Source organism: Lysobacter hankyongensis (genome assembly GCF_039543145.1).
In the GTDB taxonomy this organism is placed as follows: Bacteria; Pseudomonadota; Gammaproteobacteria; order Xanthomonadales; family Xanthomonadaceae; genus Lysobacter_I; species Lysobacter_I hankyongensis.
On the sequence record NZ_BAABJE010000017.1, the window covers coordinates 38,810 to 64,436 of the forward strand.

Below are 25,627 nucleotides of genomic sequence, written 5' to 3' on the forward strand. Positions count from 1 at the left end.
GCTCACGGCGTTTCGGTCGCCGGCTGCAACCGCAGCACCTTGCCGTTCGGATCGTCCACCAGCAGGTAGATCGCACCGTCCGGACCTTCGCGCACATCCCGGATACGCTGATGGCGATCGGTCAGCAGGCGCTCTTCGTGAACGATGCGGTCGCCGTCGAGCTCCAGCCGGATCAGCGCGCTCTTCGCAAGCGCGCCGACGAACAGATTGCCCTTCCACGCCGGAAACGCCTTGCCGCTGTAGAACAGCATGCCGCTGACCGCGGGCGACACCGGCCAGACGTGATGCGGCGGCGTCATGCCTTCGGCGGCCTGGCCGACCGACCCCTTCACCGGCGATCCGCTGTAGTCGACGCCGTGGGTGACGACCGGCCAGCCGTAATTGCGGCCGGGCTCGGGAATATTGAGTTCGTCGCCGCCCATAGGCCCGTGCTCGCTGGTCCACAGCCTGCGCGTGACCGGATGCAGCGCCGCGCCCTGCATGTTGCGATGACCATAGGACCAGATTTCCGGACGCGCGCCGTCGCGACCGACGAAGGGATTGTCGTCAGGCACGCTGCCGTCGGGACGGATGCGCACCAGCTTGCCCTGCAGTTTGTCCAGATCCTGCGCAGCCTCGGCCACGCGGTTCTCGCCCTGGGTCACGAACAGGAAACCGGCGTCGTCGAACACCAGCCGCGAACCGACGTGGGTGCCGCTGGACAGTTTCGGTTCCTGGCGATAGATCACTTCGACATCGCGCAGCGCGTAGCCCCGTGCGGCGTCGCCTTCGAGACGCCCGCGGGCGACCGCGGTGCCGGCCTTGTTGCCGCGCAGATTCGGCTCGGCGAACGACACGTAGACCAGACCGTCCTCCGCGAACGTCGGCGACAGCACGACATCGAGCAGGCCCGCCTGCCCGTCGACGAAGATGTCCGGCAGGCCGGCGATCGGCGCCGACACCGCGCCGTCGGCGCCGATCCTGCGCAGGCGCCCGGGGCGTTCGGTCACCAGCATCGCGCCGTCGGGCAGGAACGCCAGCGACCACGGGTGTTCGAGCCCGGTCACCACCTCCACCACCGCGAACGCGGTCTTTTCCGACGTCGCCGGTTGCGGCACGGCATCCGCCACCGCCTGCGGCGGTGTCGCCGGCGCGGGCGGCGGCGCGCGGTCGCAGGCGCTCAGCGCCGCAATCAGCAGCCACGGCAGCGCATGCGCGAGACCGCTGGAAAACAGGGAAGCTTGCATCGGATGGCGGGTCGTGGACATGGGCGGCCGGCTATCGGGGCGGAGGGTGGGAGGCTATCCTATCCGCGGGTCGGCGAAACGGGGACGACATCCCTCAGGACAGCATCCGCCGCGCCGGGGGGAACACCGGGGCCCATTCCTTCGCATCCGCTCGCGCGCCATCGCATCGCCGTGGCCGTCGCCGGACCGTTATCGCGTTCAAAGCTACGACACGGGGACACAGCATGCAGCCGCGGCAACGAATCAAGCAGTACATCCTGAAGAACTTCCTTTTCTCGGACGACGACAACGCCATCGGCGACCAGGATTCCCTGGTCCGCGGCGCGATCCTCGATTCGACCGGCATCTACGAACTCATCATGTTCATCGAGGAAGAGTTCAAGCTGTCGATCGCGGCCGAAGAAATGACGCCGGACAATTTCGACACGCTCGAAACGATCGACGCGTTCATCGCCCGCAAACTGGCGGCCTGAACCCGCGCCATGTCGTCGGTTCCCGCCAGGGTCGCCGAAGTCGTCGAACGCCATCCGGAGCGCATCGCGATCGTCGCCGACGATCGTCGCATCCGTTACGACGAATTCTGGCGCGAATCCGTATGCTTCGCGCGCGCGCTGCGGGCGCACGGCCTGCAGCCGGGCGAGCGCGTGGCGATCCTGCTGCCGAACCGGATCGAAGCGGCCGTGGCCTGCTACGGTTGCTGGCTGGCCGGCGGCATCGCCGTGCCGCTGAACGTGCAGGCGCGGGCGCGCGATTTCCAGGCCTGGCTGCGCCATGCCGAGGCGCGTCACGTCGTGCACGAATACAGCCACAACGATGTGGTCGATGCCATCGCCGCGGTGGATGCATCGAGCGGCCATCCGCCGATGCGGCGCTGGCCGGTCGGCGCCGATCGTCCGCTGTGCGCGCCGGCCGGGGACGATGCGCCCGAGATCGTCCGCGACGCGAGCGACATCGACGCCGACCGCGTGGCGATGATCCTCTATACCTCCGGCACCACCGGCGCGCCCAAGGGCGTCACCCTCACCCACGGCAATCTGCTCGCGAACGCCGGGGCGGTGATCGACTACCTGCAACTGGACCCGGACGACAGCGTGCTGTCGATCCTCGCGTTCTACTACGCCTACGGCGCATCGGTACTGCACACGCACCTGTTGTCGGGCGCGTGCATCGTGCTGGCGCAGAACCTGCTGTTCCCGCACCTGCTGATGGACACCATCGTGCGCGAGCGCATCACCGGTTTCTCCGGCGTGCCCTCGACGTTCGCGCTGCTGCTGGAGCGGGTGAAGCTGGGCGATTACGACCTGTCGTCGCTGCGCTATCTCACCCAGGCCGGCGGCCCGATGGGCCCGACGCTGACCCAGCGCCTGCGCGCAGCGCTGCCCGGCGCCCGCCTGTTCGTGATGTACGGGCAGACCGAAGCGACCTCGCGCCTCACCTGGCTGCCGCCGGAACGCCTCGACGAAAAACTCGGTTCGGTCGGCATTCCGATCGGCGGCGTCTCGCTGCGCATCGTGCGCGAGCACGGCGGCGATGCCGACACCGGCGAAGACGGCGAGGTCTGGGTGCGCGGCGCGAACGTGATGCGCGGCTACTGGAACAATCCCGAATCCAGCGCGGCCGTGCTGCGCGACGGCTGGCTGCGCACCGGCGACATGGGGCATCTCGACGACGACGGTTATCTCTGGCTGGTCGGCCGCCGCAGCGACATGATCAAGACCGGCGCGCATCGCGTGCATCCGGTCGATGTCGAGGAGGTCATCGCCGAAGTGCCGGGCGTCGCCGAAGTGGCGGTGGTCGGCGTCGACGACGACGTGCTCGGCCAGGTGATCAAGGCCTTCGTGGTCGCGCCCGGCCTGCCGCCGCGCAGCGACAACCTGATCAAGGCGCACTGCCGCGAGCGCCTCGCCAGCTACAAGATTCCCCGCGACATCGCCTTCGTCTCCGCATTGCCGCGGACCGCCTCCGGCAAGGTCCGCCGCGCCGCACTCCTGGAACCCGATCCCATCCCATGAACGCCACCGCACACGCCCCGCTGGACTGGAATGTCCTCGATCTCGATTACGCGCTCGAAGCCGATCGCATCGCCGCGCGACTGCGCGAGATCACCGCACGCCAGCTGCATCGTCGCGGCCTGGTGGTGGCGATCTCCGGCGGCATCGACAGTTCGGCCAGCGTCGCGCTGGCGGTGCGCGCGCTCGGCCCGGAGCGCGTGTTCGGCCTGATCCTGCCGGAACGCGATTCCTCCGACGACAGCGCCGCGCGCGCGAACATCCTCGCGCAGCATCTGGGCATCCGCACCGAGACCGTGGACATCGCGCCGGCGCTGGACGCCATCGGCTGCTATCGCGCGCGCGACGCCGCAGTGCGCAACACGCTGCCGGAATACGGCGACGGCTGGAAATTCAAGATCGTCATCGACGGCGGCATCCAGGGCCGCTTCAACCGCTTCCGGCTGATCGCCGAAGCGCCGGACGGCGGCCTGCACGACCGCGACCTCGCGTTGCGCGATTACCTCACCATCGTCGCCGCAACCAATTTCAAGCAGCGCATCCGCAAGACCCTCGAATATTTCCACGCCGATCGCCTGAATTACGGCGTGGTCGGCACGCCCAACCGGCTGGAATACGACCAGGGCTTCTTCGTGAAGAACGGCGACGGCTCGGCCGACGTCAAACCGATCGCGCATCTGTACAAGTCGCAGGTCTACGGCATGGCGCGTCATCTCGGACTGCCCGAGCGGGTCTGCGCCGCGGTGCCGACCACCGACACCTACAGCCTCAGCCAGGGTCAGGACGAGTTCTATTTCGCGCTGCCCTACCGGCAGATGGATCTGGCGCTGTTCGCGCTCAACCACGGCTACCCCGCCGTGGAGCTCGCGCGCGTGCTGGGCATCGATGAGGCGCAGGCTTCCTCGATCTACGACGACATCCGCAACAAGCGCCGCACCACGCAGTACCTGCATCTACCGCCGGTACTGGTGGCCGATGTGCCCGAGCTTCATGAGGGCAGGCTCCATGACGGCAGGCTCCATGACGATGCGGCGCATCGCGCCGGCTGATCGCGGCATGGCATCACCGCAACCGCCGCAGTACCGCGTGCGCGACGGCGACACCGCCGTCGACCGCGACGCCGTGCTCGCGGTGTGGCGCGGCAATCTCGGCCAGGACGCACGGATGGCCGCGAAATACGACTGGTTCTACCGCGATGCGCCCGCCGGCGCACCGCTGCTGCAACTGCTGATGCACGCCGGCACCGCATCGCCCGTGGGCGTCTGCGCGGCCGGCCGTCGGCGGATGCTGCGCGACGGCGACACGTTGCGCGCGGGCGTGCTCGTGGATCTCGCGGTGACTCCCGAACACCGCACGCTCGGCCCGGCGCTGATCCTGCAGCAGGGGCTGTTCGCCGCCGGGCAGCGCGAGCTGGATCTGCTGTACGGATTCCCGAATCCCAAGGCCGCCCCGGTGTTCAAACGCATCGGCTACCGCCTGCTCGCCGAGATGGTGCGGCATGTGCGGGTCGTGCGCCATGCGCCCTACCTGCAGCGACGTTTCGCGAAACTGCCGGGCATCGCCGCGGCGCCATTGGGCGCGCTGATCGATCTCGGCCATCGCCTGCGCGATGCGTGGCGCCATCCGCGCGCGCGCCGACTGCGCGCGCGGTGGCAGACGCAGGCGCCCGACATCGACGCGTTGTGGCAGGCCTCGCCGAAACCCGCAGCGCTGACCGCGCAGCGCGACGCCGCACATCTGCGCTGGCGCTTCGACGCGGCGCCCGCGGTCGACGGCATCGCCCCGTTCCGGCATCTGCTGCTGTGCGAAGCGGAGGTGGCGGCCGCGTGGTTCGCCACCCGCACCGACGGCCACACTCTGCACGTGCACGATTTCTGGTCGCGCGACGGCGCCGAGCCGGCGCCGGACATCGTGTGCGCGCTGCTGCGCGCCGCGCGCGCGCAGGGCCATGCGGCGGTCTCGATCGAACTGGCCACGTCGGAAGCGCGGCTGCGTCCGTGGCATGCGCTGGGTTTCGAAGCGCGCAGTCGACGGCCGGTCTTCGGCCTGATCCGCGGCGCTTCGGACGCGCCCGCGGATCTGCATCTCACCTCGGCGGACGAAGACGAATAGCGTCAGACGGACGCCTTCTCGCTGCCCCCGGATAATGTCTGGGACCAGCCCCTGTGGGAGCGACGGAAGTCGCGACGCACCGCGAGTTTTTTATAGCGTCCTGGAAAAGCGTCGCGACTTCCGTCGCTCCCACAGGGGCTCCGGAGATATCGCGTCGAGGACGAATGACCTGCTACCGGTAGAGCGGCCTGACCAGCCGAAGGGCTGGTCAGGCCGCTCTACCGGTGGGTAAAACAATCCGTCACGCCAGGCGACGGGTCTCGCGCCGGAACAGATACCAGGCCAGTTTTTCCGGTCGGAAACGCCCCTGCGCATCGGCGACGGTCTCGGTTTCGTAACCGGTGCGGCCGAGCAGCCACGATGGCCCGCCCACGACCGGATTCAACACCGGCACGCTGGTGAACAGCAGTTCGTAACCGGTCTCTCGCGCGCGCGCCGCGATCGCGTCGTCGTACGCGCCGTGCGGAAACGACATCGTCGCGCAGGCGATCGAAGCGGCGCCTTCGGGCGCGTCGAGAGCGCTGTCGAGGGATGTGTCGAGCATCGCGGCCATGGCGTCGCGCGCGCCGCCGAGTTCCTCGTCGGGATCGGCGGCGCGGGTGATGTGCAGATGACGCTTGCCGTGCAGACCGAGTTCGACGCCGCCCGCGCGCAGCGCATGCAGATCGGCGACGTCGACCATGTGCCGCAGGCCATCGTCGAGCGCGGTCGCCAGCGGCTGCAGCCGGCGTGCGCGTTCGTCGGGCGTCATCGCTTCGAGCGTCGCGATCGATCGACGGATCGCCGGCAGGCCTTCGCCCTGCGGCGCCTCGCCGACGGCGTCGGCCAGGGCCGCCACGTCCAGCGCACCGCGGCGCCACGCGCCGATGATCCGCTCCTGATAGAACGGCTGGCGCGCGCCCACCGCATCGGCGGCCACGAACATCACCGCCGGCAGGCCGGCATCGCGCAGCGCGGGCAATGCGTAGTCGACGTTGTCCAGCCAACCGTCGTCGAACGTGATCAGCAGCGACCGCGGCGGCAGCGTCCCGCCCTCGCGCCGCGCGCGCAATACCTGCGCCAGGCTCACGACGGCGTAATGCCGTGCGAAGAACGCGATCGAGCGCCGGAACAGGTCATCGGAGAGGGTGTAATCGGGATCGCAGGCCTTCCAGCGCGGATCGTCCGGCCGCAGCGTGCGGTGGAACATCACCACCGTTAAACTGTCGGCATTGCGCAGCCGGTGATACAGGCCCAGCGCACCGCAGGCATACAGGCATTTTCTGGCGAAGTTCTTGAGCATGGCGCGCGCGATCGAAGTTTCCGCCGGTGTTTCGGCGATTATACCGACCTGGAACCGGCGCGAGCTGGTGCAGCGCGCGATCGATTCCGCGCTGGCGCAGACCCATCCGGTCGACGAGATCGTGGTCGTCGACGACGGCTCCACCGACGGCACCGAAACCGCCCTGCACGCGCGTTACGGCGCGCTGATGGGAACGCGCATCGTCTACCACCGGCAGGAGAACGCCGGCGTGTCCGCGGCGCGCAACGCCGGCATGGCGATCGCGCGCGGCCGCTATTTCGCGCTGCTCGACAGCGACGACCTCTGGCGCCCCGAGAAGACCGCGCGCCAGCTCGAATGGATGGAAGCGCATCCGGACTTCGGCATGGCGCTGTGCGACGTGGTGCGGGTGGACGCCGACGGCAGACCCTACGACGTATTCCGTCGCCGCGATGTGCTGATCGAGGACGGCTGGGTCCTGCGCTGGCTGCTGCTGAACCCATCGCTGGTGCCGGCGTCGGCCATGTTCCGTCGCGAAGTCTTCGAACGCTGCTGCGGTTTCGATGTCGCGCTGCGCACCGCGGAGGACATCGATTTTCACCTGCGTGTCGCAAGGCGCTGGAAGATCGGCGTGGTCGAGGCGGAACTGGTGGAGGCAATGCGCGGCCACGACGGCCTGTCGGCCGAGGCCAGTACCTACGACGATTACGTCAAGGTGGTGGAACGCGCCGTGGCCGATGCCGGCGATACGGTCGATGTCACGGCGAAGCGCGAAGCGCTCGCCATCACCTATGCGCGCAACGCGCGCGGCATGCTGATCCGCAAACGCTGGCGCGACGCGTGGCGACTGTGGCGCGCAGCCCTGCGCCAGGCGCCGGACGCGGCATCGCGCCGACAGGCCTGGGCGCTGCTGCCGTTCGCCGCGAAACGCTTTTCGGCCGCACTGCTCGGCCGCGGCTGAGCTGCCGCGTCGCCGGATCGCACGGTTCGGCGCGTCAGCGCGCGCCGCGCCCGAACAACACCACTTCCACCGTCTGCAGCATGATCATCAGGTCGAAGATCATGCCGTGGTTCTTGACGTAGAACAGGTCGAATTTCAGTTTTTCGTTGGCGTCGCGCACGGAAGCGCCGTAGGGATAGCGCAACTGCGCCCAACCGGTCAGGCCCGGCTTCACCGAATGGCGCACGTCGTAGTAGCGGATCTCGCTGTTGAGCATCTCGACGAACTGCGGCCGCTCCGGACGCGGGCCGACGAAACTCATCTCCCCGGTCAGCACCAGGAACAACTGCGGCAATTCGTCGAGCCGGGTCTTGCGGATGAACTTGCCGACGCGGGTGCTGCGGTCGTCGTCCTTGGTCGCCCAGCGCGCCACACCGTCGCTTTCAGCGTCGACGCGCATGCTGCGGAACTTGATCATCTCGAAATGGCGACCGTGCTCGCCGACGCGCACCTGACGATAGATCGCCGGCCCCTTCGATTCCAGTTTCACCGCCAGCGCCACCAGCAACATCGCCGGCCACGCCATCGCCAGCAACACGCCGGCGGCGAGCAGGTCGAAGAAGCGCTTTGTCAGCCGGCGGGGCGTGGAATAGTCGAAGCCGCCCGAAAACACCAGCCACGACGGATCGACGATGTTGAGCTGGACCATGCCGGCCTCGCGCTCGAAAAAGGTCGACAGATCGGTCACCAGCACGCCCTGCTGCACGCAGTTGAGCATCTGTTCCATCGGCATGCCGCCGCGACGCTCGTCCGGGGCGATCACGATCTCGTCGACGTCGAGACGGTCCGCGACCGCGCACAGCGTTTCGTCGGTGCGGATCAGCTGCGAGTCTTCCACCACGATCGGCTGCTGGCCCGCGGGCACGAATCCGAGGATGTTGAACGACTGACGATCGCTCTTGCGCCGCAATCGCGTGTTGATCAGGTTGGCGTTGTTGCCGGCGCCGTACACCAGCACCCGCTGTTTCAGCGATTGCGCCGCGGACAGTTTCGACACCACGTAGCGCACGCCCAGCACCGCGCCCGCACCCACGCCCAGCGAGATCGCGAGCACGCCGCGACCGATGTAGGTCGCCGGCAGCGCGTAATAGATGACCAGCAGGGTCACGCCGCCCAGCGCGAACGACAGCACGATGCGCAGCAGCAGATCGATGCGGTTGTGACGGACGTAGGCCTGGTACAGCCCGAAGGCGAGCATCGCCCCGGTGATGCACAGCGCCACCAGCAACGCGCGCGGCGCGATGCCTTCGATGAAATGCTCCAGACCGGCGGGATCGGCATGGAAGCGCAGCCGCGCCGCGACCATGACCGACAACATCAATACGCACAACTCGGTGAACCACAGACTGCGAATCGCGAGCTTCTTGCGACTGGAACGAACGGTCCTCACGTACTCCCCCTGTACTGCGATGCGGGCGCCCGAACGAATCCCGGGCCAAACGACATCCTCCCCTTCCGCGCATGCGGCATGGGCGATGCAGGCTGCTCGCACAGTCCCCCTGTGACGATGACGCCTCTTCGAATCGGGTCGCGCGGCTTCGGTCCGCAGCCGCGGGTGTCTTGCCCCGACGCATTATCCAACAACGTCACACTTCATAGAAACAGGACAGCACAGAAACATGGCCATCGTTCCGTTGACGACGCCAAAGCATCGACAGCGACTCGATATCGGCGTCGAAAGACACTTTTTGTTTCATATATTCAACAACCGGGGCCGCAACACCGAACGCCCCGGGATCGGATCCGGATCGGATTGCGCGAAACCGGCGTCCGCGCCGCTGCCTCGCCGCCTCAACCGGCGACGGTGCGATCGCGCCCTTCGTGCTTGGCGCGGTACAGCGCACCGTCGGCGCGCCTGAGCAACGTCTCGACATCCTCGCCCGCGCCGGCGCCGGCCAGTCCCAGACTGATGGTGACCCGCTCCCCCGGAGCGAAGCCTTCGAATCCGGCGCCGGACACGGCTTCGCGAAGGGTTTCCGCCAGCGCGTGGGCATGTGCCTCGTCCGTGCCGGGCAGCACCGCGAGGAATTCCTCGCCGCCCATGCGCCCGACCCTTGCGCCCTCGGGCAAGCCGCGGAGCACGATCTCGGCGATCGAGCGCAGCGCGCGGTCGCCGCCGTGATGACCGTGCATGTCGTTGATGCGCTTGAAGTGATCGATATCGAACGCGACGACGGCCAGCGGCGTGCCGGTGGCGCGCGCATCGTTCAACGCGCGATCGAGGAAATCCAGGATTCCGCGGCGATTGGGCAGACCGGTCAGCTCGTCGGTCATCGCCAATCGTTTGAGCCGCCGCCCGCGGTTCAGCTGCTGCAGCGCCGTCGCCCCCAGCAGCACGAACAGCGCCGCGCCCAGCAGGATGGTCAGCCGCTGCAGCGAACGCACGCGCTCGGCATTGCGCAGCGCTTCGCCCCGGTGCGCGTTCTCGATCAGCAACGCACGATTCTCCTGCTCCTTCTTCGCGGTGTCGAACTGCACGCGCAGCCGCGATGTCTGCTCCTCGCGCGCACGCCGCTCCAACTGCGTCTGCGCCGCTCGGTACGCCATCGACGCTTCGTACGCCTGCCGCCACTCGCCGGACGCCGCATGCACGTCGGCCAGGGTTTCGTACACCTTGACGAGATAACGGGGGTTGGCATTGGCGCGGAAGTGGCGCTCGGCAGCGCCCAAGTCCGCCGCCGCCTCGCGCTGGCGACCGACCGCGAGCAGCGCGCGCGCGCGGGTCAGTCTGCAGCGGGCGATGCTCTCGTCATCGCCGGATTCGACGAAACGGGCCATCGCGCGATCGATCCACGGCAGCGCTTCGCCGGCCTTGCCCTGTTTCGTCAACAGCGCGCCGATCGAACGCTCGCTCTCGGCGACCGCGGCGCGGTTGTCCAGTTCGGTATCGATCTCCATCGCGCGCCGGTATTCCGCCAGCGCCGCATCCAGTTCGTTCTTCATTTCCAGCGCGGCGGCGATGTTGAAATGCGCCGTGGCCTCGCCGCGGCGGAAACCGGCGGCCTGGTCCTGCCTCAGCAATTGCCGGTAATACGCGATGGCCTTGTCGTACTCGCCGACATTCTCGTCGCTGTAGACGTTGGCGATGGCGTTGAGCGAATAGCGCTGACCGCTGCGCAGGCCGAGCTCGACGGTCAAGGCATGGGCGCGGTTGAGGTCGGCGATGGCATCGTCGTATCGCCCGTGGTAGTGCCGGCTCTCGCCGCGCATCGCCAACGCATCGGCCAATGCGGATTTGCTCTCGGCGCGCTCCGCGGCGTCGACCGCGGCTTCGTACTCCAGCGCGGCCTCGGCCGGCTTGCCATGCAGATCCAGGGCATAGCCGCGGCAACTGTGGAAACCGGCGGCCGACTTGGAATCGTCGGCCTTGCGCGCGACCTCCAGCCCCCGATCGGCTTCGGCGATGGCGGCCGGCGCGTCGACCAGCGCGAGGGCGTCGCAGGCTTCGATCTCGGCTTCCCGCAACAGCGCGAGATCGCCGCTGCGACGGGCCAGCGCGCTCGCGCTGCGGGCGGTCGCGAGCGCGCGCCTGGGATCGATTTCGACCTCGGCTTCGACCCGGGCCAGCAGGGCGCGCACCTCGGCCTCGGACGGGCCCTGCGCCTGCGCCCATCCGGTCAGGCACATCGCGCATGCCAGCGCCCACATCGGGGCGCGGCCGCGGTGAAGGTCGCGGTGACGAAGACCGGGTTCGGGTGCGTCGCGCATCATCCGTATCCGGGCCTATGCGCCGCACACCGTGCAAGCAGCGCCGGCGCGGCAGGTCTTGTCGCATGCGGCCAGCGGCGCGATGCCGCGACCGCGGGCGGCCAGTCGCCCGGCGCCAGTGATGGTGTCCATGGTTCCGCCCCCCTGCGGATGAGAGGTCACGGCACGACACCCGCGATCGGGCATCGCCATGACACAGCGCGGATTCTAGGTCGACCGCGCGCCGAAAGATGGGCGGTCCATCGCGTTCCGCCCGCGGATTCAGGCATGACTCACCTCCTCACCCGAGACGACATCTCTCCTGCAGGCAGGCATGTCGACGCCTGCCTGTGCGCATGATGCGCCGGCCCCGCATCCGCGGGCGGTCCGATCACGGGGGAAGACGGATTTCCGACAGACGGTCGGCCAGGGCAGGACGCTCGACCGGGAGGCCCGCGATGCCGGAAGAACCGGGTCGAGGCGGGCGTCCGAAGAACCGGCGGCGCGGTCGCCGCCGGTCCGGTATCGCCGTCAGCGCAGCCACATCCTCGCGCTGCGCGCCGGCAGGCTGAAGGTGTAGTTGGCACTGCCGATGTTGACCACGCTGCCCGAACCGAGGGTGTCGGTGTAGTTGGCGTACCACCACAGGACGCTGTTGTTCATGTTGACCGACGCGTTGACCGTGCTGCCGCACTTGTTGATGCCGACGATGCCCAGGCTGCCGCGGCGGAAGATGATGTGGCAACTGCCGTGCGAGAGCACCTGCATGTCGTTGCCCTGCACCGCGTTGTGGAAGCGGATCATGCCCTTGATGTCGTTGCGGTTGTAGGCGTTGACCCAGCGGTTGTCGCCGCTCTCGTTGTTGTCCGAATACACCATCGGCTTGCCGCCGTTGCGGCCGAAGAGATAGGCGTACGCCAGGGTTTCGTCGGTCGGATCCATCAGCGCATAGCGGAAGCCGCTGTTGTTGGGGATGTCGTGGGTCACGGTGAAGGTGACCGCGCGCGCGCCCTGCAAGGCCTGGCCGACGGCCAGCGGATCGACCAGCGCGCTCATGCTGCCGCTGAACGAGAACGCGTTGCGGATCTGGGTCTGCAGCGGGAAGTCGTAGGCGGCATGACTGGTGCCCTGCAGATAGGGCTGCAGGAAGCGGTCGTATTCGATCTCGCCGGCACCGGCGCCGGTGATGATCTCGCCGAAGACGTACATGCCGTTCTTGATGTCGGTGGTGAGCACGCCGTTGATGTGGCTGAGCGGCATGTGCTTCGCGGCATCGATGCGGAAGCCCTTCACGCCGAGCGCCTTCAGCTGCCGCAGGTATTCCTGCTGCTGCGAAATCACGTAGCTGCTGTTCTTCAGGTCCGGCAGGCCGACATCGCCGCCACCGCCGCACAGCCGCCAGTTCTGCACCTGCCACACATCGGTGTAGTTCGAGATGCAGCGCGCTTCGCCGAAGTCGCTGGCGCTGAGGAAGTTGAAGCCGAGATTGCCGAACAGGCGGATGCCGTTGTAATAGGTCGGATTGCCGTTGTAGAGATTGATGATGCTGGTACCCGGATAGTTGAGATCCGGACGCTGGCCGGACTCGTTGGCCATGTGGTTCAGCAGCACGTCGGCATAGACGTGGACGCCGCGCGCGTTCAGCGCGCTGACCATGTTCCGGAACGTCGTGGTGTCGCCCAGCGGATGATGGATGACGCGGTAATCCTGCGGCTGATAGCGCGCCCACCACTGGCTGCCGGCGGATTTGTAGGCCGGCGCCACCAGCACCGCCTTGTAACCGGCGGCCTGGATTTCCGCGGCGCGCGCCTGCACGTCGGCGTAGCGCCAGTTGAAGGCGTGGAGGATGGCATCGGCCTGCGCGTTGCCGGCGACGCCGGCGGCGAGCAACAGGGCCGCGCACAGGCGCGACATGCGATGCGACGCATGCGCTTTCCTGGCGGTCGGTCTGCGTGCGGCATTGTTCGAAGCGGCATTGTTCGGGGCGAACGTGTCGACTGGGGACGGCATGTGGGTTCTCCTGAAATGGTGGCGGAATCCCGCGTTGCGGGACGGACATTCCTTGCGTGCGCCGCAGTCGTCGCGCGCGCGAACGGCGACTGCGGATGCGCGACCGAGATCGATATCGGCCGCATCGCGACCTTGCGTACGCGACGGGATCGAATCCTAGGACGGCATCGCAATGCAGCACGACAGGCTGCATACGTTTTCAAATCCGGCGCTCATCGACAGCGATCACGAATGCGCGAATTCGTGCTTCGACGTGCGCATGGCCGGTCGCGTCGACGCGGTCGCGCATGCGATCGATTCGCGCGATCTTCAACGACCGTGCGGAATCCTCATCCCTGCGCGCATGCCTCCACCGCGCATGCGCATGACGCGAACGCGCGTGGATCAGCGGGCGCGTCCGCGCGGCGTGCCCTTGCGGCACGCATCGGAACAGAACTTCACGTTGGCCCAGTCGCGCGCCCATTTTTTCCGCCAGGCGAAGTCGCGCCCGCAGACCGGGCAACGCTTGGTCGGAAGATCGGCCTTCGCGGGCATGGGCGTGGGCAGGCCGGGGCTCAGGCCTTGCGCAGGAAACAGACCTTGAGCACCAGGCCCTTGATCTTGTCGGAATGGCCTTCGATGTGCTCGGGATCGCCGTCGACCAGACGGATGTTCTTGATCACCGTGCCCTGTTTCAGCGGGATGGAAGATCCCTTCACCTTGAGGTCCTTGATGACGACCACCGTATCGCCATCGACGAGCGGATTGCCGTTGCTGTCGCGTACCGTCTGCGCGGCCTCGGCACCGGCATCGGCGGCGATCGGCCACTCGTAGCCGCAATCCGCGCAGACGTGATTCGCGCCGTCCTCATAGGTGTTGGTCAGGGTGCATTGCGGGCAGGACAGCGGGGCGTTCATCGTGGGATCCGTCGGAAAAGACCGTCATTATCGCGCCTCGGCGGCCTGCGCGCCCGCGTTCAGTCGAGCGTGGGCCACGCCCGCGCGTCCAGGGTCTCGCGATAGCCGTGCCAAGCGGCATAGGCCAGCCATGGCATCAGCAGCCCCAGGCCGAGGAGCCCGGTGGCGAAACCGACCGCGGTGAGAATGACGATGATCGTCGCCCACAGCAGCATCACCGCCTTGTTGCGCAGCACCGCATGGATGCTGGACACGCCCGCGGTGATCATGTCCACGTCGCGGTCGGCGATCATCGGCAGCGAAAACGCGGCCACCGCGAAGGTCAGCGCCGCGAAGATCGAACCGACCGCCGAACCGATCGCGAGGAACTCCCACAACGTGCGCGCATTGCTCTCGTCGATCGGGAAGAACGCGCCGACCATCATGCCCGCGCGCGACCACAGCAGCACGATCACGCCCTGGGCGAGGGCGAACACGCCGGCCTGCCCCACCACGCGGCGCGCGAGCACGAAGGAGTCGGCCAGCGCCGGGCGTTGCCCGCGTTCCAGCGCGCGGCTGACGCAATAGAGGCCGACGCAGATCAGCGGCGCGACGAAGACGAAGCCGGACAGCAGGGTGGCGAGCAGCGCGAACCGCCCGAGCGTCCATGCCAGCAGCGAGATGCCGGCGCTGACCAGCACGATGACGACGCCGAACAGCATCGACAGCCCCGGCGCCGCGCGCAGATCGCGCCAGCCCGCGCGCAGCCAGCGCAGCGGCGCGCCGGCGTCGAGCGCGGCGCAGGGCACCACGAAGGGACGGCTGTCCTCGGGCGAGGGCTCCGGTGGCGATGAAGCGGGCGACGACGATCCGGTGGGCGAGGACATGACACCTCCACGGTTGCGTTTCGATCACGGCATGGCCAAGCCCTGCACGGCCAAGCATAGCCAAGCCCGGGCGTCGCGGGGCACCGCCGCACCACGCCCTCCGGCCGCCGCAGGACAAACGCCCGCCGGCGTGGCAGCATCGCGGTGCCCCCCGCACCGAACCGTCATGCCCGAATCCGACCGCCCCGCCCATACGGATACGCTTGCGGACGCGCTCGCAGAAGCGGCCTACGCCGCCTTCGACGACGGCGATCTGCTCGCCGCGCGCAGCGGTTTCGAGGCCGTGCTCGCGGCCGAGCCCGACGATCCGGTCCATCACTACATGCTGGGGCTGGTCTGCAAATACCTGCGCGACTGGGACCAGTCGCTGCGCCACAACCTTCGGTCGCTGGCGCTGCGCGCCGCGGCCCGCGGGATCGATGACGGGAAGGAGCACGGGACGGATGACCAGACCGACGACGAAGCCTCGCGCTGGAACGCCGCGATCGCCGCCACCGCGCTCGGTGACTGGGCGGAAGCGCGCCGGCAGTGGGCCGCCTGCGGCATCGACATTCCCGCGGGAGACGGCGCCATCCACGGCAACTTCGGCGTGCTCAGCCTGCGCCTGGATCCGTGGGATCGCGGCGAAACCCTGTTCGCGCGACGGATCGATCCGGTCCGCGCGCAGATCATCAACGTGCCGCTGCCCGACAGCGGTTACCGCTACGGCGACATCGTGCTGCACGACGGCGCCGCGACCGGCGAGCGTCGGTTCCATCAGAGCCGCGTACCGGTGATGAACGCGCTGCAGCGCACGATCGTTTCGGAATATCCGACCTTCGCGGTCTTCGCGACCTGCCCGCGACGCGAGGATCTCGACGCGCTGGTCGCGATGCGCGTGCCCGGCATCGCCTTCATCGAGGATTGGACCGAGAGCATCCGCCACGTCTGCCTGCGCTGCAGTTACGGCGCGCCGCATCGGCACCGCGAAGACGACGACGCGAACGATGCCGCCGCGTGGCGCCCCGAGCGCAATCTCGGCGTCGCCGCGCAAAGCAGACGCTCGGTGCTGCGCCTGATCGAACGCTGGAAGGAACAGGGCGCGGGTCGTCGACTGGACGCGCTGGAAAGCCGCGACCACGAACCCTCCGCACCGCCCGGACAGGGCGTGCAGTGGTGGCTCGCCCCCGAGGATCGCGCCGACGCCGGCAGCGCCATCCCGGACGATGCGATCGACGAAACCCGCGACGAAGACCGCGACGACGAACTGCGATAACGGTCGCGTTGTTGCGGCGCAGCTTGCCCCATCGGCCAATGTCCGCGTCCGCAGGCGTGTGGCCCACTGCCGGCAACTTTCGCAGGAGCCGTCGCCGATGTCCGCCTTCGCACAGGTCGTCCGTTCCGCCCGTCGTTTCCGCGCCGCCCTCGCCGCACTGACGCTGCTTGCGGCGCTGTGCGCATCGCCCGCGTTCGCGCAGACCGAAGTCACCGGCTTCGGCAGCAATCCCGGCAATCTGCGCATGTTCAAGTACGTGCCCAGCGGCCTGCCGGCGAACGCGCCGATGGTGGTCGCACTGCACGGCTGCGCGCAGAGCGCATCGAGCTACGACGCCGAAACCGGCTGGCAGTTGTTCGCCGACCGCTTCCGCTTCGCGCTGCTGCTGCCGCAGCAGCAGAGCGCGAACAACAGCAGCACCTGCTTCAACTGGTTCGAGAACGGCGACATCAGCCGCGGACAGGGCGAAGCGCTGTCGATCAAGCAGATGGTCGATCGCATGATCGCCGACCACGGCATCGCAGGTTCGCGCGTGTACGTCACCGGCCTGTCCGCGGGCGGCGCGATGACCGCGGCGATGCTCGCGGCCTATCCCGACGTGTTCGCGGGCGGCGCGATCATCGCCGGCATTCCGTATCGCTGCGGCGTCGGCCAGAGCGCCGCCTTCAGCTGCATGAATCCGGGCAGCAATCTCACGCCCGCGCAATGGGGCGACAAGGTCCGCGCGGCGAGCACGTGGTCCGGGCCGTGGCCGATCGTTTCGATCTGGCACGGCGAATCCGATTTCACCGTGCGCCCGATGAATCTCACCGAGAGCATGGAACAGTGGACGAACGTCCACGGCATCGACCAGACCGCGGACGTCAGCGACACCATCGGCGGCTATCCGCACAAGGTGTATCGCGACGCGGCCGGCACCGCGCGCGTCGAGACCTACAGCATCACCGGCATGGGTCACGGCACGCCGGTGGACCCCGGCGCCGGCGCGACCCAGTGCGGCACCGCGGGCGCCTACATCCTCGACGTGAATCTCTGCTCCAGCTACTACATCGCGCGCTTCTTCGGCCTGGACAATCTCGACGGCGTGCCGCCCACCGCGACGATCACCGCCCCCGCCAACGGCAGCGCCGTCAGCGGCAGCGTGAACATCGCCGCGAACGCCAGCGACAACATCGGCCTCGAGCGCGTGGAGTTCCTGCTCGACGGCGCGCTGCTCGGCAGCGACGCCACCTCGCCCTACGCCTTCGCCTGGAACAGCGCGACCGCGAGCAACGGCGCGCACGTGCTCACCGCGCGCGCGGTGGATCTCGCCGGCAACACCGGCACCTCGGCGCAGGTGAACGTGACCGTCAGCGGCGGCACCGGCGGCGGTGGCGGCGGCTCGCCGGTCACCGTCGCGTTCACGAACGAAGACGCCAACGACGGCTACGTGAAGGCCGGTGCCGGCGGCGTCTCGCCCGCGGTGGGCACACTGGAATCCAGCCTCGGCCTGGCGATCGGCCGCGGCACCGACGGCAAATTCAATCGCACGCTGCTGTCGTTCGACACGTCCTCGCTGCCCGATGCCGCCACCGTGCTCTCGGCCACGCTCACCGTGACCTATCGCAGCGCCTCCGGCGACCCGTGGAGCAATCCGGCCGGGAACACGCTCGTGATCGACGCGAACAACGGCTGCATCGGCGCCTGCACCATCGAAGTCGGCGACTGGGCCGCGACCACGACGACCAGCGCGATCGCGCAACTGCTGCCGTTCACCGGCGGCTCCCAGACCAGCACGCTGTTCGCCGCACCGGGCCTGTCCGCGATCCACCGCAGCGGCCGCACCCAACTGCGGCTGCGCTTCTCCGGCAACCAGACCGCCACGAATTATCTCTGGATCGGCAACGCCGCCGCGGCGACGCTGACGGTGACGTACCAGCCGTAACGACGCCAGACCATCACGCCACCGGGCGCGGATGCACGACGCATCCGCGTCTCATCGTTTGTCGGACGCAGAAGGTGCTGCGGGCGCGGCGGTTGCAGGCGTTGTCGCTGCGGGTACCGGCGTTGCGGCTGGCGCGGCTGCCGGCGGATCGGACAGATTGGCGCGCAGGAATCCGGCGATCGCGCCCCAGACGCGGGTCTTGTTCTCGTCGTCCTCGATGCCGTGCGCTTCGTCCGCCAGTTCGATCAGCGCGGGCGGGCGACCGGCGAGATTGAGCATCCGCACCAGACGCCGCGTGTGTTCGTAATCCACGCGCAGATCTTCACGGCCGTGCACCAGCAGGATCGGGAGGCTCAGCTCGCGATACCGGTACAGCGGCGAATACGCCATCATCTCGGCCATGTCGGTATTCGGGTTGCCGATCATCTTTTCCATCAGCGCGCGACGTTCGGCGCTGCGCGCGGTGTCGCTGGCGGTGAAGAACAACGCCCGGTCGCTGATGCCCGCGATCGACACCACGCAGCGGAACCGGCCCGGCCAGCGGATCGCGGACACCATCGCCGAATACCCGCCATAGCTCGCGCCGATCGCGCACATCCGGGTCTCGTCGAGCGGGTAACGGGCCAGCGCCAAGGCCAGCGCGGCGTCGATGTCGTCCTCGATCGCGCTGCCGTAACTGCGTTCGCCGGCCTTGCGGAACGCGGTGCCGAAGCCCTCGGAACCACGGAAATTCACCTGCAGCACCGCATAGCCCAGCGAGGCGAGAATCTGCACTTCGGGATCGAAATACAGATCGTCGCGCACGCCGATCGGCCCGCCGTGGGGGAACAGCACCAGCGGCACCTTGCCCTTCGCGCCGCGCGGCATGGTCAGGTAGGCCTCGATCTCCAGACCATCCCTGCTTTTCGCGTGCAGGGTCGTCGCCGGCGCGAACGCGTGCGACGCCAGCCATGGCCTGGTCTCGCTGACCAGCGATGCCTTCGACGTGTCGGCGTCGAAGAAATACACGTCGGTGGGCTTGTCGCTGCCGCTGACCGCGACCAGGAATTTCCGCCCGGCCGGATTGCGCTGCAGGATCGTCACCGCCTTGCCCGGGAAGGCGGCCTGCAGCTTGCCGTACAACTTCGCATTGGTCTCCTCGAAGTAGTGGCTGACCAGCAGACCGTTGTCGAGGTAGCTCGCGCCGATCAGCTCGCCCGACGGCGCGAACATCGGCGATGCGATGTCGCGCCCGGGTTTCGCGTACACGGTGCGGGTGACCTTGCCGGTCGCCGGGTCCAGTTCGACCAGCTCGCGCTGGCCGCGGTCGCGCTCGGACAGGCCGTAGATCAGGTTGCCGTCGGCCGACAATCCCCTCGGATCGAAGTCGGCCTCCTCGTCGAGCACCATCACCTGGCGGTATTGCCCGTCGACACCGTGGATCAACACCCGATTGCCGTCGTCGTCGATGCCGATCGCCATGCGGATGCGACCGGTGGCGTCGGCGAAGAACGCCAGACCATTGTCGATGCCGTGATTCAGGCGTGCGGTCGCGGCGAAATCGAAGCGATCCAGCGCCTTCTGGGTGCGCACGTCCAGCCGATGGACCACAACCCGACCGCCTCCGGACGACGAAGCGGAGGCGAACAGGATGTGCCCGGGCTGGTCCGCCAACACCTTCACCAGGCCCCCGACCCGCGGCACGATCACCTTGGCATAGCTGCGACCTTCGGGCGTGTCGACGACATGCGCCACGATCAGCGCATCCGGCTCGTGGCTGCGGCCGATGCTCATGATCAGCGAACGGTCGTCGGCCCAGTCCAGCCGCGATACCGGCTTCGGCGATTCGTACAGCCGCACCAGCGAGCCCTTTTCGATGTCGACCAGATTGATCGCCCAGCGCCAGCCGCCGCCTCCCTCACCGCCCTTCGAGGACTTCTTCCCGCTGCCCGGGACCTCGAACACCACCACTTCGGCGAACAGATCGCCGCGGGGATTCAGTTCGATCATCTGCAGGCGGCTGGGCCGCCAGAGTTCGTCGAGCGCGATCGGCAGCGTGCCCGGCTGCGGCGGGTCGAGCGTCCTGTCTTCGGCAGGACGGCCCTGCGCGGTCGCCTCGCGATACATCGCCGGGAACGGGTCGGGATAGTGCCCGGTGTATTCGAAGCGCTGGCTGCGCGACAGCGCGGGATGTTCCTTCTCCAGCCAGTCGAGCGCCAGCAGCCCGCGATTGCTGACATGGACCACGGCGCTGAACCAACTGGTCCTTCGGAACAGCAGATCGCCGGGATAATTCAACACGCCCGGTTTCACCTCGAACCCGAACTCCGGATCCTTCGACAGCCGGTACTCGCCGATGTAACCGACGCTGGTCCAGCGATAGCGGCCTGCCGGGAGCACGTAGAGCTGCGAGCTGCGCCCGGCTTCGACCCCTCGCATGCTGCGCATGTCGAGGTTGACGCCCTGCCGCGAAATGCGCACCGAACGCAGTTGCACATCGCTGTCCACCGCGATCAGCAGCAGCCCCTCGTCGGCATCGAGCTTCGGCAGTTTGCCGGGATCGACTTCGCGGATGATCGCCTGCGCGGGCAGCGCGCAGCACAGCAGCAGGCAGACCCACCACGCTGCGAAACGACGGCCGATCCGGCCCGGAACGATCTGAACGGAACTGCTGCGCATCGCGACTCCCCCGGCGTCATCGGCGCGGAGACCCCCGATGGGCCATCGCGCACGCGGCCAGCATAGCGGAAGCGGCCGGGCGCCCGTGGCGACAGGCATCGGCGGCTCGGCTATGCTCCGACCTTCACCACAGCGCACCGGGGATGCGATGCGGACGAACATCTTCTGGCCGGCGATGCTGCTGGCGACCGCCCTGCTGACATCCGCGCTCGCCGGCTGCGGCCTGCGGGACGGCCCGCCCGACGCGGGCGATATCGAAGACGCACTGGGCGATTATTTCGAGCACCGCAACGAGCGCGGCGGCATCCGCATCGACCTCGGCTCCGCAGGGGCGTTCCGCGAGATCCGCTTCGACATCCGCCTGCACCACGTCACCGTGCACGACTGCACTGGACAGCAGCGGGTCTATGTCTGCGACATCACCTATCTCGCGAGTTTTCCTCCGGTCAAGGAAGAGACCGAATCGATCCGCACGCGGGCGACGCTGTTCGACGGCCCCGGCGGCTGGCGCGTGGTCGAATGACCCGCGCAGCGCGCATCTCCCTTCCCTTGTTCGATGGCATCTCCATGACCGCACGTCTCCACCGCATCGCAGCGCTCGCCGGCCTGTCCGCAAGCCTCTTCGTCGCCACCGTCGCACTCCCGCACGCGGCCGTCGCGCAGTCCAACGCGCTGCCGATGCCCCTGGAAAGCCGCGATCCGGCGAAACCGCTGACCGTGATCGCCGACCAGACCTGGACCGGGCCCGAAATCCAGGCCCAGGCCAAGGATTTCAGCCGTCTCGAGGTCGGCAGTTTCAAGTACGACGCCAGCCAGGGCCCGGTGATCCTGCTGATCGACTACGCCGCCACCTGGCCCGACCCGGAGAACAAGGGCGAAGCCATCATCGATGTCGGCATCGAATGCCCCGAAGCCCGCGACCCCTGCGCGATCCCGATCACCCTCGGCACCATCGGCATCCACACCGAATACATGGGCGAAAGCGTGGTCAACGTCGGCCCCGCCCCGCAGGCCGCGTGGATCGGCCGCGAATCCCACGCCTACACCTTCCCGCAGGACACCTACGTCGAAGTGCGCCTGGCGCTGCAGGACCGCAGGAACCTCGACCCGAAAGCGATCCGCGCGCGCCTGTTCTACGGCGACCACGACCGCGACGCCCTGCCCGGCCAGAAGACCCGCTTCGGCGCCGTCATGAAAGTCGCGCTCGCCCTCGGCGTCCTGCTCGCCCTGCTCGTGTGGTGGATGCGTCGGGGGTAAGACCGCTGCGCGCCCTGCTCTTCTCCCTCTCCCACCGGGAGAGGGACGGGGTGAGGGTACGGCCGCCAACGCTGTTTCCGGCAACCGCCATTTCTCCCGACCACACCCACCGCCGTCATCCCGGCGAAGGCCGGGATCCCGCTTGGCCCGCCTCGTTTGGACCGTGTGTCGGCTGGTGGTTTCGACAGGTTGACGGTGGCTGGGGCTTGGGCGAGATTGCCGAAATCGGCGTTTCTAAGGAAGCGCCAGTTGGGCATATGGTCAAGCTGTCAGGAGCGGCTGCTGACATTGCATCACTGTTGCTTCAACACCATCACCGATCAAATCAGCTTCGTTGGGGTATGGCGACCAGCATTGGATGCTCAGAGGACAATTATTCGACTTGTTTGCAGAGATTTCTAATCGAGCCTTGCCCTTAAGAAAATGCATGCGGGTTGATTTTTCAAATTTCACTTAATCCTGCCAATTAGGAGCGAACGATGAAATTCGATTTCGTGGTAATAGGCTCAGGAATCCTAGGATTGACCCTAACACTAGAGCTTGCACGAATCGCGTCAAATGCAAAAATCGCACTGCTTGATGAAAAAAAAATAAACCGCACCGCTTCGCTCGCTGCTGGTGCTATGTTGAGTCGATATTGTGAAACAACCAAATTTTCTTTAGATTCCGAAACGGATCACTGGAAAGAGAGAATCAGAAACAGAATAATTGCTGCAGATTACTGGGAATCTTGGCGGAAGACACTAGCAAAATTAGATTACTGCGCAAAATCCACCGTACTATTTACAAATAACTGCTCGAATCAACTGGACGCAGATAATTTAAAAGCTATTCAACAAGTCATGTCTACCCAAGGCGAGCAAGCGCTTGAACTAACCGAAGATGAAATCGAATTGGCACCAGAGTACTATGCAAGAGCCGACCGAATTGTCCTAGTCCGCAATGAGCCAGCCATTGAGGCCAGACAACTACTTCGCTCAATATTTAACGAATTAGGGAATTTCCCTAATGTATGCATTGTCGAAAAAAGCGTACTCTCCATCTCCGAAACGAGCAAAAACTCATTTGCACTCGCATTGCAAGGCGGCCTGAACATAACCGCATCCTCAATAACAGTTGCAGCAGGCGCCGAAACAACCAGAATTATCGATCGATCTTTCCCTGATCTTGGGAAAAGAATTGTACCCATAATAAGTGGGAATGGCGCAGCAATTACCGTCTCTAAAATCAATCCTATCAAATACGTATATCGCACTCCGAATCGCGCATTTTCATGCGGCTTACATGCAGTCCCTTATAGTGACGCCATATATTTTGGCGCAACTAATACTGTCCAGGCCATGCCAAGCAGGGCGCCAATCGCAACAGATATAGGTTTTATTATAGATTGCGTTTCATCGCAGATTGGAAAAAAATGGATAGAAGGTGAAATTGAGCACTTCAAGCATGGCAATAGGCCCGTTTCTATCGATGGCTTCCCGGTGATCGGAAGAACCTCAATCAAAAACCTTTGGATATATACCGGATTCTATCGAGAAGGAATATTAATGGCGCCATGGGCCTCTTCCCTATTAGCGAAGTGCATAATTCATGACACATCAATTTCGGCAGAGTTGTCCGCTTATGACCCAGAGCGAAAATTGATCAGAACCCATAGCTATAATCAATGCATTGATCATGCCGTAGAAAATTTTCACGCAATCGCTTGCGAGCGCGGATTAAGATTACCCTCAACTGGAAATTGGACCCAAGACTTCCTGGGATCGTATCGATCAATTTCCGAGGCTATTTATGCGCGATTTGAGCCACACTACAGGCCGCCACCTGATTTTCTTTGGGATATTCATTTCGGCCGCTTGGAATCCGAGCTAAAAGAGCTTATTGAACGCAGGGAGATTTAGAATGCCTCAGCTAGAAGCGTTGCGCCACATCCAAGCATTCGCGGCACGCGCACCAGCCAATCCGGAAGATTTGAACCAGCTTCTTCATGACCTTTGTCATTATATAAAGAAGGTTTTTTCTGCACATATAGTTGATGTTGTCTGGGAAGACTCAGGAAACCTTTCGCCGTCCCTTTTTCCACTAAAAGTAGCCGAAGATGAAAATAATAATTTCTCAAAAAGGGCTGTTCTTAAAGATGGAAAGCCAACATCGCTGACAGCATATTCCTACCAGAACGACTTAAAGATATGGATAACAAATCGCGACGGATTGAAATCATCAAAGCAACATTTAAATCAGTTTACAGATAGCGAATTTATTGAATCCTCGCTTATTTTTCACTACGCCACACAGAAGACAATAAGAACTGAAATATGCATTCCTCTTCACGTAACCTTACCGAAAGGCGGAAAAAGGGTATCAGGCATAGTTAATATAGAATCCACAGAACACATCCAGAGAACGGAAATGGCTTCAATGTACGCCGTCGGATTTGCTCAGACAATCGAACAGATAGTCACGCGTTGGATCGCATCCCAAGCAGCCGAGTCATGGTCTAATCAACAACTTAGAAAACTAACGCAACTTTCTCTTCAAAATCGAATTGAGCCGGGCGCAAAACTTGGATGCTTCATCGTTCACGATTTCGTAGATTTCGATGTAAGACAGCACGTCCGATGGGCAGAAAGCGTACTGGAAGATGCGGGCATTGAAGTCCTTAGATTAGGGACGGTAGGAGCCGTTGTCGAGGAAATAATGGAGAAAATGAGGATGGCCCATTTTGGCATTGTATTCAGCTCGGACACTTCGAGAAACGTTCAGTGGGAATGGGGCTTTCTTGTTGCGCTCGGTCGACCAATAATTCGACTCGAGCATCCGAAAGGAGATTCAAGAGGTGATTTTTTCGATGTCCGCGGGACGCAAAGATTCGATTACGGACATAATTACCCAGACGGAAAAAAAGAAGATGCTTTTAAATTGATCCTAAAGGAGGCCTTGAAACTATTGCTCAATCAACACAAAGAATGGCAACCCATACATCAAGACACCATGGAATCAGAAAAATGACAATGCATTGTGGCGAGTATATTTTCGCACCCTCAATTATCTAATGGACTGGAAGCGCCCTTGCTTTTCGCCTCACGCATAACTAGAAGTTTTCGATGATGCTATGGCGATCGGATGGACGACAGTCTGCCGAGAGCACGATGGGAGCGTTGGTGGCTGTAGCGGTGCCGCCAATCTCGGCCATACAGCACACTTCTTCGGGCGAGGCAAAGACGTACCGTACGAGGACCTCCGTACGACAGGTGCGGTTGAAGCGTTCGATGCAGGCTTTCTGGGGCGGTTTGCCCGCCTTGATACGCACCAGTTCAGAAATGGGGTCAGTTTCATTTCCGGGATTCGCTTCTAGCCCGTCGTCGAGATCACCTCAACATCTCCTTGCGCCCCTCATCCGGCCTTCGGCCACCTTCTCCCCGCAAGCGGGGAGAAGGAGAAGCGCTAAAACTCACATCACCCGATG

General features: G+C 65.3%; 20 protein-coding genes and 1 pseudogene. 11 read left to right on the forward strand and 10 right to left on the reverse strand.

The window, feature by feature from the left end:
• Positions 1-2: 2 nt before the first annotated feature.
• Positions 3-1,247 carry a PQQ-dependent sugar dehydrogenase gene (locus ABD974_RS15410; protein ID WP_345304221.1) on the reverse strand — a complete coding sequence of 415 codons (1,245 nt, stop codon included), beginning with the start codon at positions 1,245-1,247 and terminating at the stop codon, positions 3-5.
• A gap of 203 nt (positions 1,248-1,450) precedes the next feature.
• Between ABD974_RS15410 and ABD974_RS15415 the strand changes: the two genes are divergently transcribed.
• From ABD974_RS15415 to ABD974_RS15430, 4 genes are read left to right on the forward strand one after another with little or no spacing between them, the layout of a single operon-like run.
• Complete coding sequence (locus tag ABD974_RS15415) at positions 1,451-1,699, forward strand: acyl carrier protein (RefSeq protein ID WP_345304222.1); 249 nt, start codon at positions 1,451-1,453, stop codon at positions 1,697-1,699.
• A gap of 9 nt (positions 1,700-1,708) precedes the next feature.
• A complete protein-coding gene (locus ABD974_RS15420) occupies positions 1,709-3,238 on the forward strand; it encodes a class I adenylate-forming enzyme family protein (protein ID WP_345304223.1) in 1,530 nt (509 codons plus the stop codon).
• Complete coding sequence (gene nadE, locus ABD974_RS15425) at positions 3,235-4,284, forward strand: NAD(+) synthase (protein WP_345304224.1); 1,050 nt, start codon at positions 3,235-3,237, stop codon at positions 4,282-4,284. The genes ABD974_RS15420 and nadE overlap by 4 nt, the downstream gene beginning before the upstream one ends.
• Before the next feature lie 7 nt (positions 4,285-4,291).
• Entirely contained in the window at positions 4,292-5,347 is a 1,056-nt protein-coding gene (locus ABD974_RS15430) for a hypothetical protein (protein WP_345304225.1), read from the forward strand.
• A 241-nt stretch (positions 5,348-5,588) separates the two neighbouring features.
• On the opposite strand, the gene ABD974_RS15435 is transcribed toward ABD974_RS15430, so the two are convergent.
• A complete protein-coding gene (locus ABD974_RS15435; protein WP_345304226.1) occupies positions 5,589-6,629 on the reverse strand; it encodes a polysaccharide deacetylase family protein in 1,041 nt (346 codons plus the stop codon).
• Here ABD974_RS15435 and ABD974_RS15440 point away from each other — a divergent pair.
• The gene (locus ABD974_RS15440) at positions 6,628-7,569 is read left to right on the forward strand and encodes a glycosyltransferase family 2 protein (protein ID WP_345304227.1); all 942 of its coding nucleotides are present in this window, start codon (positions 6,628-6,630) and stop codon (positions 7,567-7,569) included. The genes ABD974_RS15435 and ABD974_RS15440 overlap by 2 nt on opposite strands.
• Positions 7,570-7,603: 34 nt before the next feature.
• Here the strand turns inward: ABD974_RS15440 and ABD974_RS15445 are convergent, their stop codons facing one another.
• The 6 genes from ABD974_RS15445 to ABD974_RS15470 form a co-directional block, all read right to left on the reverse strand.
• Positions 7,604-8,998 carry a TIGR03013 family XrtA/PEP-CTERM system glycosyltransferase gene (locus tag ABD974_RS15445; protein ID WP_345304228.1) on the reverse strand — a complete coding sequence of 465 codons (1,395 nt, stop codon included), beginning with the start codon at positions 8,996-8,998 and terminating at the stop codon, positions 7,604-7,606.
• Between the two features lie 401 nt (positions 8,999-9,399).
• Positions 9,400-11,316, reverse strand: a complete 1,917-nt coding sequence (locus ABD974_RS15450; protein WP_345304229.1) for a diguanylate cyclase — start codon at positions 11,314-11,316, stop codon at positions 9,400-9,402.
• A 510-nt stretch (positions 11,317-11,826) separates the two neighbouring features.
• Positions 11,827-13,200, reverse strand: coding sequence for an alpha-amylase family protein (locus tag ABD974_RS15455; protein WP_345304451.1), 1,374 nt, complete (start codon positions 13,198-13,200; stop codon positions 11,827-11,829).
• A 489-nt stretch (positions 13,201-13,689) separates the two neighbouring features.
• The gene (locus ABD974_RS15460) at positions 13,690-13,839 is read right to left on the reverse strand and encodes a DUF2256 domain-containing protein (protein ID WP_345304230.1); all 150 of its coding nucleotides are present in this window, start codon (positions 13,837-13,839) and stop codon (positions 13,690-13,692) included.
• A 20-nt stretch (positions 13,840-13,859) separates the two neighbouring features.
• On the reverse strand, positions 13,860-14,201 hold the full coding sequence (locus ABD974_RS15465; RefSeq protein ID WP_345304231.1) for a zinc ribbon domain-containing protein YjdM: 342 nt from the start codon (positions 14,199-14,201) through the stop codon (positions 13,860-13,862).
• A 59-nt stretch (positions 14,202-14,260) separates the two neighbouring features.
• The gene (locus ABD974_RS15470; RefSeq protein ID WP_345304232.1) at positions 14,261-15,067 is read right to left on the reverse strand and encodes a DUF2189 domain-containing protein; all 807 of its coding nucleotides are present in this window, start codon (positions 15,065-15,067) and stop codon (positions 14,261-14,263) included.
• Between the two features lie 166 nt (positions 15,068-15,233).
• Between ABD974_RS15470 and ABD974_RS15475 the strand changes: the two genes are divergently transcribed.
• Positions 15,234-16,322 carry a hypothetical protein gene (locus ABD974_RS15475; protein WP_345304233.1) on the forward strand — a complete coding sequence of 363 codons (1,089 nt, stop codon included), beginning with the start codon at positions 15,234-15,236 and terminating at the stop codon, positions 16,320-16,322.
• Positions 16,323-16,419: 97 nt separating this feature from the next.
• Positions 16,420-18,246: an extracellular catalytic domain type 1 short-chain-length polyhydroxyalkanoate depolymerase gene (locus tag ABD974_RS15480; protein WP_345304234.1), complete on the forward strand. Its 1,827-nt coding sequence runs from the start codon at positions 16,420-16,422 to the stop codon at positions 18,244-18,246.
• A gap of 51 nt (positions 18,247-18,297) precedes the next feature.
• Here the strand turns inward: ABD974_RS15480 and ABD974_RS15485 are convergent, their stop codons facing one another.
• Positions 18,298-20,904, reverse strand: a complete 2,607-nt coding sequence (locus ABD974_RS15485; RefSeq protein WP_345304235.1) for a S9 family peptidase — start codon at positions 20,902-20,904, stop codon at positions 18,298-18,300.
• A 148-nt stretch (positions 20,905-21,052) separates the two neighbouring features.
• On the opposite strand from ABD974_RS15485, the gene ABD974_RS15490 reads away from it, so the two are divergent.
• The 4 genes from ABD974_RS15490 to ABD974_RS15505 all read left to right on the forward strand — a co-directional run bounded on the left by ABD974_RS15490 (position 21,053) and on the right by ABD974_RS15505 (position 25,170).
• A complete protein-coding gene (locus tag ABD974_RS15490; RefSeq protein ID WP_345304236.1) occupies positions 21,053-21,427 on the forward strand; it encodes a hypothetical protein in 375 nt (124 codons plus the stop codon).
• Between the two features lie 44 nt (positions 21,428-21,471).
• Positions 21,472-22,161: a hypothetical protein gene (locus ABD974_RS15495; protein ID WP_345304237.1), complete on the forward strand. Its 690-nt coding sequence runs from the start codon at positions 21,472-21,474 to the stop codon at positions 22,159-22,161.
• Positions 22,162-22,640: 479 nt separating this feature from the next.
• A complete protein-coding gene (locus ABD974_RS15500) occupies positions 22,641-24,062 on the forward strand; it encodes an NAD(P)/FAD-dependent oxidoreductase (protein WP_345304238.1) in 1,422 nt (473 codons plus the stop codon).
• Position 24,063: 1 nt separating this feature from the next.
• Positions 24,064-25,170, forward strand: coding sequence for a hypothetical protein (locus ABD974_RS15505; RefSeq protein WP_345304239.1), 1,107 nt, complete (start codon positions 24,064-24,066; stop codon positions 25,168-25,170).
• A 213-nt stretch (positions 25,171-25,383) separates the two neighbouring features.
• On the opposite strand, the pseudogene ABD974_RS15510 reads toward ABD974_RS15505, so the two are convergent.
• Positions 25,384-25,477, reverse strand: a pseudogene (locus ABD974_RS15510) (integrase core domain-containing protein); the annotation flags it as partial.
• Positions 25,478-25,627 lie beyond the last annotated feature (150 nt).

Bases quoted from the DNA above. Each gene is read 5' to 3' on its own strand.
- nadE (WP_345304224.1), top strand. From the start codon at position 3,235: ATGAACGCCACCGCACACGCCCCGCTGGACTGGAATGTCCTCGATCTC.
- ABD974_RS15480 (WP_345304234.1), top strand. From the start codon at position 16,420: ATGTCCGCCTTCGCACAGGTCGTCCGTTCCGCCCGTCGTTTCCGCGCC.
- ABD974_RS15450 (WP_345304229.1), bottom strand. From the start codon at position 11,316: ATGCGCGACGCACCCGAACCCGGTCTTCGTCACCGCGACCTTCACCGC.
- ABD974_RS15435 (WP_345304226.1), bottom strand. From the start codon at position 6,629: ATGCTCAAGAACTTCGCCAGAAAATGCCTGTATGCCTGCGGTGCGCTG.
- ABD974_RS15505 (WP_345304239.1), top strand. From the start codon at position 24,064: ATGCCTCAGCTAGAAGCGTTGCGCCACATCCAAGCATTCGCGGCACGC.
- ABD974_RS15460 (WP_345304230.1), bottom strand. From the start codon at position 13,839: ATGCCCGCGAAGGCCGATCTTCCGACCAAGCGTTGCCCGGTCTGCGGG.
- ABD974_RS15440 (WP_345304227.1), top strand. From the start codon at position 6,628: ATGGCGCGCGCGATCGAAGTTTCCGCCGGTGTTTCGGCGATTATACCG.
- ABD974_RS15420 (WP_345304223.1), top strand. From the start codon at position 1,709: ATGTCGTCGGTTCCCGCCAGGGTCGCCGAAGTCGTCGAACGCCATCCG.
- ABD974_RS15415 (WP_345304222.1), top strand. From the start codon at position 1,451: ATGCAGCCGCGGCAACGAATCAAGCAGTACATCCTGAAGAACTTCCTT.
- ABD974_RS15485 (WP_345304235.1), bottom strand. From the start codon at position 20,904: ATGCGCAGCAGTTCCGTTCAGATCGTTCCGGGCCGGATCGGCCGTCGT.
- ABD974_RS15490 (WP_345304236.1), top strand. From the start codon at position 21,053: ATGCGGACGAACATCTTCTGGCCGGCGATGCTGCTGGCGACCGCCCTG.
- ABD974_RS15475 (WP_345304233.1), top strand. From the start codon at position 15,234: ATGCCCGAATCCGACCGCCCCGCCCATACGGATACGCTTGCGGACGCG.
- ABD974_RS15465 (WP_345304231.1), bottom strand. From the start codon at position 14,201: ATGAACGCCCCGCTGTCCTGCCCGCAATGCACCCTGACCAACACCTAT.
- ABD974_RS15410 (WP_345304221.1), bottom strand. From the start codon at position 1,247: ATGTCCACGACCCGCCATCCGATGCAAGCTTCCCTGTTTTCCAGCGGT.
- ABD974_RS15430 (WP_345304225.1), top strand. From the start codon at position 4,292: ATGGCATCACCGCAACCGCCGCAGTACCGCGTGCGCGACGGCGACACC.
- ABD974_RS15470 (WP_345304232.1), bottom strand. From the start codon at position 15,067: ATGTCCTCGCCCACCGGATCGTCGTCGCCCGCTTCATCGCCACCGGAG.
- ABD974_RS15500 (WP_345304238.1), top strand. From the start codon at position 22,641: ATGAAATTCGATTTCGTGGTAATAGGCTCAGGAATCCTAGGATTGACC.
- ABD974_RS15495 (WP_345304237.1), top strand. From the start codon at position 21,472: ATGACCGCACGTCTCCACCGCATCGCAGCGCTCGCCGGCCTGTCCGCA.